Genomic DNA, 11,220 nt, shown 5'->3' with positions numbered 1-11,220 from the left:
GTTAGTTTGATGATTCAAGTTTTAAAAGACAATCGTGTTATAAAGATGTTGATTGGGTTTTTATTGGCTTATGGTGCTATCGTATTTGTAATTACGCCAAAAAACGATTAAAATAGCCCCTTTTGCCACATCGGCAGGTTATCAAGGTTTATTTATGTCAAAATCCCCTTCGGTCTTTGGCGGGGCGATGATTATCGCAGGCACCGCCATTGGGGCGGGCATGCTCGCCAATCCTACCGCCACGGCAGGCGTGTGGTTCTCATGGTCGCTGTTGGTGTTCGCCTACACTTGGCTTTGTATGTACGCATCGGGTCTTATGATATTAGAAGCCAGCACTACATTCCCCCCGAGTGCCAACCTTGCAACCATCGTCAAATCCTTGCTCGGCAAAGGCTGGAACACCATCAATAGCCTATCGCTCGTCTTTGTGCTGTATATCCTGCTCTACGCCTACATCACCAGTGGCGGGGGTTTGACCGCCAGTCATCTGTCTGCCTTGACAGGCACAGACATCGCCCCACGCCTAGGTTCGCTCATCATCAGCATACTGTTTGCGGTGTTTGTGTGGCTCTCAACTCGGGTGGTGGACAGAGTGGCAAGCGTACTGATGATTGGCATGATAGTCAGCTTTTTTATCTCTGCCTTTGGCATGATGTCATCGGTTAGTCTAGATACGCTCTTTGACACTCACGCCCCGACTGGCATGGCTTACACGCCCTACATCTGGGTGGCATTGTCCACGGTGCTTGTATCTTTTGGCTATCATATCGGCGTACCAAGCATGGTCAAATACTTTGGGGGCGACACCGCCAAAGTCGCCAAATCGGTCTTGATAGGCACACTCATGGCACTCGGGTTTTATCTGCTGTGGCAAGTGGTCGTCCAAGGCAACCTACCACGCACCGATTTTGCCCCCGTCATCGCCAAAGACGGCGATGTGGCAACGCTACTAGGGGCGATTGGCAAATCGGGCTTTATCGGCACCATGTTGGGGGCATTTGCTTACATGGCATTGACCAGTTCCTTTTTGGGCGTGGCGTTGGGATTGTTTGACTTTTTGAGTGATTTTTTTGGGTTTGGCGATGACAAGACAGGGCGAGCCTATGCGGTGGCGGTGGTGTTCTTACCGCCTTTGGTGCTAAGTCTGATTGCCCCGTTTGGCTTTACAACCGCCATTGGCTTTGCAGGGCTTGCCTTGACCGTGTGGGGCGTCATCGTCCCTGCCCTGCTTGCCAAGGCTCACCGCCAAAAGCACCCTGATAGCACCTACCGAGCCTTTGGCGGTCAATTTATGATTTATTTTGTCATCGTCTTTGGCATAATAAACATCATCGCCCAAATTGGCGGTTATTTGGGCATGGTGCCAAGTTTTGGCGGATAGATTGGTAAAGTTAAATCAGACAAGGATGTTTGGTTTTAAAACAAAACTCACACCTCAAAAAAAGCCCCGCATCTCCGCAGGGCTTTTTATTTTATCTTAATTTTAATGTCATGAGTGATAACACCACAAGGATAATACATACAATCCAAAAACGTATCACAACCTTAGTTTCTTTTAGCCCCATTTCTTCAAAATGGTGGTGCAAAGGTGCCATCAAAAAGACCCGCTTTTTACGCAGTTTGTACGAGCCGACTTGGATGATAACCGACAAAGCTTCCATGACAAAAATACCGCCCATTAGGATAAAGGCAATCTCTTGACGTGTCATCACCGCAATCGTGCCAAGCATACCGCCTAGACTCAATGCCCCCGCATCGCCCATAAACACCTCGGCAGGGGCGGCGTTGTACCACAAAAAGCCCAAACACGCCCCAATCATGGACGCACAGACCACGACCACTTCGCTGTTATAAGCGATATACGGCACGGACAGATAATTTGCCCATGCCACATGACCCGACACATAAGCAAACACCCCAAGCCCTGCCGACACCAGCACCACAGGCAAGGCGACCAAGCCGTCCAAGCCGTCTGTTAAATTGACCGCATTGGACGTGCCGTTAATGGCAAAATAGGTGAGCGTAATAAAGCCAAGCCCAAAGGGTATGGCAGACAAGGGAATGTACAGATTTTTAAAGGCAGGAATAAGCAAATCCTGCATGGCGTGCATGGTGGTGGGATTTTGTTGTAAAGAGATATAGTAAAGCGACCCACCAGCGAGCAACGCCCCCACCGACAGCCAAAAATATTTCTTTTTGGCAACCAAGCCTTGGGGGTTTTTATGCTTGATTTTTAGCCAGTCATCACGCCAGCCGACCGCCCCAAAGATGACCATGACTGCCATCAAAATCCACACATAAGGGTTTGTCAAATTTGCCCAAAGCAAAGTAGAAATCCCAATGGCAAACAAAATCAGCACACCACCCATCGTTGGCGTGCCTTGCTTGACAAGGTGCGTTTTTGGGCCGTCTGTGCGTACCGCTTGACCGTATTTTAGGTTACGCAGGTAGGCGATGACAGGCTTGCCCGCCATCAGCACAATCGCCATGCTCGTCATGACCGCAAGCAAGCTCCTTAGCCCCAAAGACGCAATGGTCTGGCGATACAAAATGTCAAAATAATCAATGAGCCAATATAACATCGTTTACTCGCTTACAGGTTGGGTTAAATCGTGAATCAAAGTTTCCATTGCCATAAATCTTGACCCTTTAAACAGCACTGCCCAATTTTCGCCAGTGTTAATCGTGGACAAAATTTCTTGGGTGACTTGGGATTTATCGTTAAAATGCACGCTATCAATGCCAGCTTGTTGGGCGGTGTCAAAAGTGTTTTTCATTAAACTTCCCACACAGATGAGCTTATCCACGCAAATCTGCCCAATCTGCTCGCCCAAAGATTGATGTTCAGAAATGCTGTCATCGCCCAGCTCACCAATGTCGCCAATCACCATCAGAGTTTTATCATAAGCATTTTCTTCCAAAAACTTTTGGGCATTTAACACTTTCAACCCTGCAATCATCGCAGGGACATTGGCGTTATAAGTGTCGTCAATAATCAGATGGTTGTTAAACGGTTTGAAATTTAAACGACCTTTGGCGGGTTTGGCATTATTTAGACCACTTACAATCAAGTCAAAACCCACACCCAACGCCAAGGCACAGGCGGTGGCGGACAAGGCATTGCCAACATTATGTTCGCCTGCAAAAGGAAGCAGTACTTGACCTTCGTCAAATTCGTCCACCGCCAAATTGACCACCAAATTAAAGCCAACCTTATCCGCCAAAACTTCCACATCATCAGCAAAGACATCGCCCATCACTTGCACAAAGTCTAATTTGTCAAGCTCGGCTTGTTCGGCTTCACTAAGTTTGGAAAAATCCATCGCTTCACGGGGTGGGACATTTTTTTCGCCTGTGGTTAAAATTTGAGCGGTAAATTTGCCGGCTTCATTTGCCAACAACCCAAAAAATTCATCGCCATAAGGTAGCACCGCCACGCCAGTTTCATCAAGTCCTTGAAAGATTTCGGCTTTGGTTTTGGCAATGTTTTCCCGACCGCCAAACTCGCCCAAATGAGCCGTACCAATGTTAAGCACGCACGCCACATCAGGCGACACAAGGCGTGTGGTGTAGGCAATCTCGCCAATGTGGTTCGCCCCAAGTTCTAGCACGGCAAATTTGTGTTCGTCCGTCAGCTCCAGGAGCATCATTGGCACACCCAAATCGTTGTTCAAATTCCCCCTTGTAATCAGCGTGGGGGCGATTTGGTTTAGGATACTGCCCAGCATTTCTTTGGTGGTGGTTTTGCCTGCCGAGCCTGTCAGGGCAACCACTTGCAAATCAGGGTGGACATCACGGCGGTATTTGCCCAAAAGCCCGAGTGCCTTTTTGCTGTCGCCTACGATAAGCTGGGGTAAATCACTTTCCACTTTTTCATTAACAATCGCCAACACCGCCCCTTTTTCAAGGGCAATACCCACAAATTCGTGTCCGTCAAAATTATCGCCACGAATTGCCAAAAAAATATCGCCTGCGTTAATGGTGCGAGTGTCGGTAGTAATACGAGTGCTTTGGGCGGTAAATTGCCCGTGCCAAGTGGGGTTAAGCTCACTTAGAGCGGTATTTAAATTGTCAAATTGCCAAATATAGGGGGTCATAGGGTTTTCTCAAAAATAAATTAAAATTAAAGTATGGGTTGAACTTATAGTATCGCAACGGGACAAAAAAGCACAGACTAAAATAGTGCCAACTTTTCATTTCCAAAAAACTATTCTCTTCTCAAATGAGCAGGTGTTTTTCGGTGCATTTCTTGGTTGATTGAATATAAAATATTTAAAGCATTAGCAATAACTTCTCTTTCATTATCAAATTCATTTTCTTCAACCAATCCCATCTCTAATTCCAAACAACCAAAATCAACAGAAACATCATCATATTCTTCCATTAAAATAATTTCTCTAATAATTCCATAAATAGAGCTTTTTACGGGTTTTTTGTTGGTTTTATTTTTAATGAAAGATGTTCCACGAAAACTAGAAAACGACAAATTCCCAATTTGATTTAACTGGGTAAATTTTGCCAAAAATCATCATTCATAGATTTTAAAACGCTTGGATTATAAACATCACATTTAAGAATGATTTTATCGCCATCTACAAAAATAAGATAATCCAAACAATGCCTTTGCGAATACAAACCAACAATGGTACGAATATGATTGTAATTTGATTCAAAAAAACGTATCTTGCCCCCGATATTTTTTTAAAAATAACGCTCGACAATCTTCCAAAAAACCTTGATAAATATGATAAGTTAATCTATCAAAAAAGTCTTGGGTATGTTTTTGTCGCTGAATAAAACACTCTACATCACTCATTACTTCCCCCACTTGCTAATCATCTCCCCCACCACTACCCTGTCATCAAACTCATACCGCACACCCTTAATCTCTTGATAAGTCTCGTGTCCCTTACCCAAAATCGCCACAATGTCATTCTCGCCTGCTAATTTTACCGCAAGTTCAATCGCCAATTTACGGTCAGGTTCAATTTCAATCTTATAATGACTCTCACAGTCCAAGCCTTCTTGCATATCCTTTAAAATCGCCAAAGGCTCTTCGCTTCTAGGATTATCGCTGGTTAAAATCACTTTATCGGCAAATTTTAGGGCGGATTTGGTCATCAAAGGTCGTTTGCCCCTGTCCCTATCGCCCCCACAGCCAAGCACCGCAAACAGCGTGCCAGCACAATGCGTACGTAGGCTTGACAGCACCTGCTCCACCGCATCAGGGGTGTGGGCATAGTCCACGATAAACGAACCACGCTCGGACGGCACTTGCTCCATACGCCCCCTTGCCCCTTGTAAGTGATTGATATTATTGCTAATTTCATCAAAACTTACATTCATGGCAAGGCTTGCCCCAATGCTTGCCAATAGGTTTGCCACGTTAAATAAGCCTAACAATGGACTTTTTACCGTCATCTCGCCTTGTGGGGTTTGGATAACGAGCTCCACCCCATTTAGGCTTGGGCTGATTTGTTTAGCAAAAAAGTCAGCCGTTGAGTCTTTGGTACTGTACGTCCACATGGCAAGCCCCGACTGTTTGGCTTGACGGATAAAGATTTCGCTAAATTCATCATCGGCATTGATAATGGCATGGGTCAGCGTGGGAAATAACGCCTTGTCAAAAAGCCGTGCCTTCGCCCCTGCATAGTCGTCCATGTCGGCATGATAATCCAAATGGTCTCGGGAAAGGTTTGAATACACCGCCACCGTGATTGGCACGCCTTGCAAGCGGTGCTGATGAAGTCCATGACTGCTTGCCTCCAATGCGATACATTCCACGTCCGCTTTGGCATAGTCATAAATGGCGTGTTGCAGAGCGACCACTTCTAGCGTGGTATGGGTGCTTGGGCTAAGATTTGGCAAAATGCCGTTACCTGCCGTTCCCATGACGGCAGTTTTGTGATTGGCAAGGGATAACAGCTGGGCGGTAAGCTGGCTAATGGTGGTCTTGCCGTTGGTGCCTGTAACTGCCACGACTTTTGGCAAAGCTGCCACCCCTATTTTTTGCAGATATGCCTTGACCAAATCGCCCAAAATCAGGCGTAAATTGGCAATATGCACAATCGGCATTTTGGCATTATCCACGCCCATGTCGGACTCACTTATCTCAGACAGCACCGCTTGGCTATTGATGGTTTCAATATAGCCTTTTGCCTTGGATTTGATGTCAGGATTGACCGACAACAACACAAAAATCTCGCCACCTGCCACCTTGCGACTGTCCGACACAAAGCCTGTGATTGGCAAATCCTTGATATGCCCCCAATCCACATCAGACACATGGGGCTGTAAAATTTCGGCAAAATCGTTGAATGTTGTCATAAAAAAATCCTTCTTAAAAATAAAAAATAAAATGGTAAAACAGCTTACTGGTTTGTATCGAGCGGTTTGTCAAATGGCACGTTATAAATTCTAAGCGTCTCTTTCATCACCTTGGCGAACACAGGGGCGACGGTTTGTCCAGCGTACTTGCCCTGTTTTGGGTCTTCTGCCAAAATCACCACCACAAAACGGGGACTAGTCGCAGGGGCGAACCCTGCAAAGACGTTGCGATATTGGTCGGTATAATAACCGCCTGCTGGATTGGTGCGACGTGACGTGCCTGTCTTGCCTGCCACATAGTAGCCATCAATGGCGGCGGCTGTCCCCGTACCGCCTTTTTCGGTCACGCTAATCATCATATTGGTGATGTCTTTGGCGTGTTGCTCGCTGATGACCTGTTCTGGGGCAGGAACAGATTCTTCTTTAACCAGTCTTAGATGATTCATCTTGCCCCCATTGGCAAGTGCTGCATACGCCCCTGCGACCTGAGCCAGCGTGACCGACTGCCCATAGCCGTATGCCAACGTGGCACGACGGGTAACGTCTTTGGCGGTCGGGGTATGTAGCACGCCTGCCGACTCAGCAGGCAGGTTCAAAGCCGTCTTTTGCCCAAAGCCGAACTTTCTTTGCATGTTCACGATGGCGTCAGGGGGCAACTCTAGGGCGATTTTGGCGGATGCGACATTAGATGACTTTTGGATAAGCTTACCCATGGTAATCGCCCCATAGCGACCACCATCACGAATGCTATACCCACCAAGTCTCATGCTACCTGCCCCTGTGTCAATGAGTGTTCGGGTGCTATACCGCCCCGACTCCAAGGCGGCCGCCACCGTCAAAGGCTTGACCACCGACCCCGGTTCAAAGGTATCTAGCACAGGGCGGTTCCGCTCGCTTGCCCCGTGTCTTTTTGACAAATCATTCGGGTTGAAAGACGGCCACGACCCCATGGCAAGCACGTTACCTGTCTGCACATCGACAATCATGCCCGAGCTTGACCGTGCCGACTGCACCCGCCCAAGCTCTTCTAGCTCTTTGTATAAAATATACTGCAACCGTGAATCTATGGTCAGATGAATGTCCTGCCCTGCCGTCATGGGTAAGAGTTCTTTGATGTCGCCGATACTGCCCTGCACCGCTCGCAGGCTTAGCACTTGACCGTTTTGTCCTGTCAGCTGTTTGTCATATTTGGCTTCTATGCCTGCTCGCCCCCCATAGACAGGCGGGTCATCTTGGGAGTAGCCCATATAGCCCAATATCTGTGCCATGGGTTCAGGTTGTAGATAGTAGCGTTTCTCGCTCGTCTCTCTAAACACGCCCTTAAAGCCTAGCATGGTGACTCGCTGAGCCACCTCAGGGGCGACTCGGTTAAGTAACACCAGTCGTTTGGACCCCGCCCCCGATGGCAGGGCTTGTTTGATGGCTTCTGGGTCGTCCAAATCCACCGCCCCATTTAGATGTACCGCTTGTTCTAATGTTTCACGTGAAACACCACTGGCAGCCGCCAGCGTTTCTAGATTCATCTCATCAAGCTCTTGCACTAGCTTTTGGCGACGCTCTTCGCCTTTGGTGTTTTTGATTTTCTTTTGCAAATCATAATACGCCAAAGCATAGTCATAAGGGCTAAAAATCACCGTGGTCAAAGGGGCATTGGCAGCAAGGGGAGCCCCGTTGGTATCATAGATGTTGCCACGATGGGCGGTGATGGTTCGCTTACTGGTGATGAGCTTATCGCCTTGGCTGATGTAGTAGTCGGCATTGGCGATTTGAAGCCAATAAGCACGGGCAAAGAGTGCCGAAAAGCACACCGCCATCACCGCCCAAACTATCTTATAACGCCCCACATCTTGAAGCCCACCCAACAGCGAGACACCCGAGCTTTTTTTGCGTTTGCGTGTTTTTTTCAAAGGGTTTTGGGCTAACTCTTGGGTATCAGGCGTGCGTTTGGTGGCATGGCTTTTGTCCAGCTTTTTGCCCAGACTGCCGATTTTGCTTAGTTTCTCGCCAATATCACTCTTGGGGGGCGTGCTTGTCTTTTGCCCTGAGCGGTTTTGGTTTTTTGGGTGTTTGGGCTGTTTTGGGGTTTGGTCGTTTTTACTCATAAGACACCCCCGTATTGTCTAGATTGCCTAAATTACCAAGCTCGTCCCATTCGTCTTGATTTATCTGCTCTTTTTTGGTTGGATAATGCATGCCAAGCTCGCCCACCGCACGTCTTGCCACTTGTGGGGTTGCACTAAATGTCTGCTGTTCAATGAGCAGGCGACTCTCTTCGACTTGCATGTTCACCAGTTGCTGTCTTAGACGGGTAAGTTCTTGATAGGTCTGATGGCGTTTTTGGGTTTGTGTGGCTATCATCACGCCTGTGATGAGAATCCCAAACAATAGTCCGATGACAATCAGTCGATACAACCCCACCAAGCTCATCGGCTCGGTCGTGTATTCATGTAAGTCGCTGTCAGTGCTTGGGTTCATGGGTTGTGATTTATAATGGTTTAAATGATAAATTAAATGGGACAAATCATGGCGATGATGAATCAATTGGATAGGTCAATTGAACGATTCAAATGCCATCTGATTTCGCCTCGCCCCACGCAAATAGGCACTTCTGGCTCGCACGTTGGCACGCACCTCGTCATCGCTTGGGGCAATGCGATAGGGTTTATCAAAATATTTGGGACGTTTTGGCGGTATGGGTAGTTTGTCATCGCCTTCATGTCGCCCTTTGCTGTGATTATTTAAAAACCGCTTGATAATACGGTCTTCTAATGAGTGAAAGCTAATCACGGCAAGCTGTCCGCCTGATTTTAGGGCGGTTAGGGTCTGATTTAAAAATTCTTTGACATCGCCAAGCTCGTTGTTGATAAATATCCGCATGGCTTGAAAGCTCTGCGTGGCAGGGTGTTTGCCTTTTTGCCAAGCAGGGTGAGCCTCTTTGATGGTCTCGGCAAGCTCCAATGTGGAATCATAATTTTCCATCGTCTTAATCGCACGGGCGATTCTACGGCTATGACGCTCTTCGCCATATTCATATAGCACATTGGCAAGAGTCTCTTCATCCACGACTTTGAGCCACTGCCCCACGCTTTGCCCACGGCTCGTGTCCATACGCATGTCCACCGCCCCATCTTTCATAAAGCTAAATCCCCGAGCACCGTCATCAAGCTGTGGACTAGACACACCCAAATCCGCCATGATACCGTCCACTTGACTGATACCAAGTTTTGCCAGGCTTTCATTAAGACTGGCAAAACTGTCATGCACCACCACCACACGGCTGTCGGTTTTGGCAAGCCCGTCTGCCACCGCTATTGCTTGCGGGTCTTTGTCAAAGACAATAAGCGTGCTGTCGGCTGTCAAATAATCAAGCAATAGCCGACTGTGTCCGCCCCGTCCAAAGGTTGCGTCTACATACACGCCTGCCTGTGGCGACACACCCGACAAATCAGACACACCAAGCACGCCTGCTACCGTCTCGTGTAACAAGACAGTCTCATGAATCAAGGCAGGTGTGCGGTCGGTTGTGGTCATGATAATTGGTTTGGATATGTTTGGGTATTTGGTTTAAAATCAGTCTGATAAAAACAAAAACCAAGTCCGTCACGACGCACTTGGTTTGCTTGGGTCGGCGTCACCCATGTTAGTGTTATTTTTTAGCAGGCTCAGCTTCTGCCTTTGGCTCGCCTTGGGCTGCCTGTGCTTCTAACTGCTTCATCATCTCTGCCATCTGCTCTTCGGCTTTGGCTTGGGCATCAGCAGCCGCCTTTTTGGCACTGGCTTCGTCTAGTAGCTCAACGGTGAAAATCAGCACGCTGTTTGGCTCAATGACTGGTGGTGAACCTGCCTCGCCATAGCCCAACTCTGACGGCATATAGAACTCATACTTACTACCAGCAGGCATGAGCTGAACACCCTCTCTAAACCCTGGAATCATCTGACCTAGGTCAAACTGGGCAGGCTCGCCACGCTCATAAGAGCTGTCAAAGACCTTGCCATCAATGGTCTTGCCTTCATAGTGAGTAACAACCACATCCGTCGCCTTAGGCTTGACCCCCGTGCCTTCGGTGATGACTTTATATTGTAGTCCTGACGGTGTGGTTTTTACGCCTTCTTTGGTCTTGTTTTCAGCCAAAAATTTCTCACCGGCTTCTTTGTTGGTTTTGGCTTTGGTTTCTAGCTCTTTGACCGCGTCTGCCTCTTTGCGTTTTTGATAAGCCTCAAAAATCGCCTGAGCCTGCTCATCGGTAAATTTGCTCTCTTTGCCTTCAAAGCCTTCAGAGAGTGCTGCCGCGATGATTTTTGGGTTAATCTCGCCGTCCATTTCTTTTAGGTTTCTGCCTGCGTCATGACCCAAGATATAGCTGATTTTGTCCATTTCAGGGCTTTGTTCACTGATGTTTGCGGTACTGGCAGGTTTGGCGGTATCGCCGTCTTTGTTACAGCCTGTTAGGGCAAGCATGGACGCCATTAGGGCAGTCATCAAAAAAGTGGTGCGAGTGGTTTTCATTGTGTGTCTCTTTATTTTGAAAAATAAAACGCCATTGGTAAGTGTTGGCAAAGTCATCAAATGGGCATGCTAACTGTCCGACACCCAAAATCGCTTAAAAAATTGCTTACAAAATCACTTGGCGAAAAAATACGGCATATCATACCAAAAAAACATAGAAATCGCTATTATGATTGCAAAAAATTTTTAATGATATAAAACGCTTAGGTATGATTATTGTTACTTTATCTGTCTTTTATGCTTTTACAAAAGACAAAGTTGGGGTGGGGCGATTGGATAAATAAGGGTAGATTTTGGATTTGGTAATTGGCAAATAGGCGTTTTTTAAAAATGCAAGGCATTCGCCAATTAAGATAATTTTTTTACACTTGAATCATCAAACTAAC

9 protein-coding genes are annotated in these 11,220 nt (G+C 47.2%); 1 reads left to right on the top strand and 8 read right to left on the bottom strand.

All coding sequences use genetic code 11. The annotated features are described in order from the left end of the window. Nucleotides 1–154 precede the first annotated feature (154 nt). Nucleotides 155–1,381 carry an aromatic amino acid transport family protein gene (locus B5J93_RS08975; RefSeq protein ID WP_079326081.1) on the top strand — a complete coding sequence of 409 codons (1,227 nt, stop codon included), beginning with the start codon at nt 155–157 and terminating at the stop codon, nt 1,379–1,381. A gap of 91 nt (nt 1,382–1,472) precedes the next feature. On the opposite strand, the gene mraY is transcribed toward B5J93_RS08975, so the two are convergent. The 8 genes from mraY to B5J93_RS08935 form a co-directional block, all read right to left on the bottom strand. Further along, the gene (gene mraY, locus B5J93_RS08970; RefSeq protein WP_079326080.1) at nt 1,473–2,582 is read right to left on the bottom strand and encodes a phospho-N-acetylmuramoyl-pentapeptide-transferase; all 1,110 of its coding nucleotides are present in this window, start codon (nt 2,580–2,582) and stop codon (nt 1,473–1,475) included. A 3-nt stretch (nt 2,583–2,585) separates the two neighbouring features. Beyond that, nucleotides 2,586–4,097 (bottom strand): UDP-N-acetylmuramoyl-tripeptide--D-alanyl-D-alanine ligase, encoded by a 1,512-nt coding sequence (locus B5J93_RS08965; protein ID WP_079326079.1) that lies wholly within the window; start codon nt 4,095–4,097, stop codon nt 2,586–2,588. A gap of 110 nt (nt 4,098–4,207) precedes the next feature. Further along, a complete protein-coding gene (locus tag B5J93_RS08960) occupies nt 4,208–4,522 on the bottom strand; it encodes a hypothetical protein (protein ID WP_079326078.1) in 315 nt (104 codons plus the stop codon). 293 nt (nt 4,523–4,815) lie between these two features. Continuing rightward, nucleotides 4,816–6,327, bottom strand: coding sequence for a UDP-N-acetylmuramoyl-L-alanyl-D-glutamate--2,6-diaminopimelate ligase (locus tag B5J93_RS08955; protein ID WP_079326077.1), 1,512 nt, complete (start codon nt 6,325–6,327; stop codon nt 4,816–4,818). A 44-nt stretch (nt 6,328–6,371) separates the two neighbouring features. Continuing rightward, complete coding sequence (locus B5J93_RS08950) at nt 6,372–8,429, bottom strand: peptidoglycan D,D-transpeptidase FtsI family protein (protein WP_115237137.1); 2,058 nt, start codon at nt 8,427–8,429, stop codon at nt 6,372–6,374. Next, nucleotides 8,422–8,802, bottom strand: a complete 381-nt coding sequence (gene ftsL, locus B5J93_RS08945) for a cell division protein FtsL (protein WP_079326076.1) — start codon at nt 8,800–8,802, stop codon at nt 8,422–8,424. The genes B5J93_RS08950 and ftsL overlap by 8 nt, the downstream gene beginning before the upstream one ends. 75 nt (nt 8,803–8,877) lie before the next feature. Beyond that, nucleotides 8,878–9,861, bottom strand: a complete 984-nt coding sequence (rsmH, locus tag B5J93_RS08940; RefSeq protein ID WP_420811406.1) for a 16S rRNA (cytosine(1402)-N(4))-methyltransferase RsmH — start codon at nt 9,859–9,861, stop codon at nt 8,878–8,880. A 112-nt stretch (nt 9,862–9,973) separates the two neighbouring features. Next, nucleotides 9,974–10,834, bottom strand: a complete 861-nt coding sequence (locus B5J93_RS08935) for an FKBP-type peptidyl-prolyl cis-trans isomerase (RefSeq protein WP_079326074.1) — start codon at nt 10,832–10,834, stop codon at nt 9,974–9,976. Nucleotides 10,835–11,220 lie beyond the last annotated feature (386 nt).

The sequence above is a fragment of the Moraxella equi genome, from assembly GCF_002027555.1.
Taxonomy (GTDB): domain Bacteria; phylum Pseudomonadota; class Gammaproteobacteria; order Pseudomonadales; family Moraxellaceae; genus Moraxella; species Moraxella equi.
This window is presented reverse-complemented; position numbering and strand designations above follow the sequence as displayed.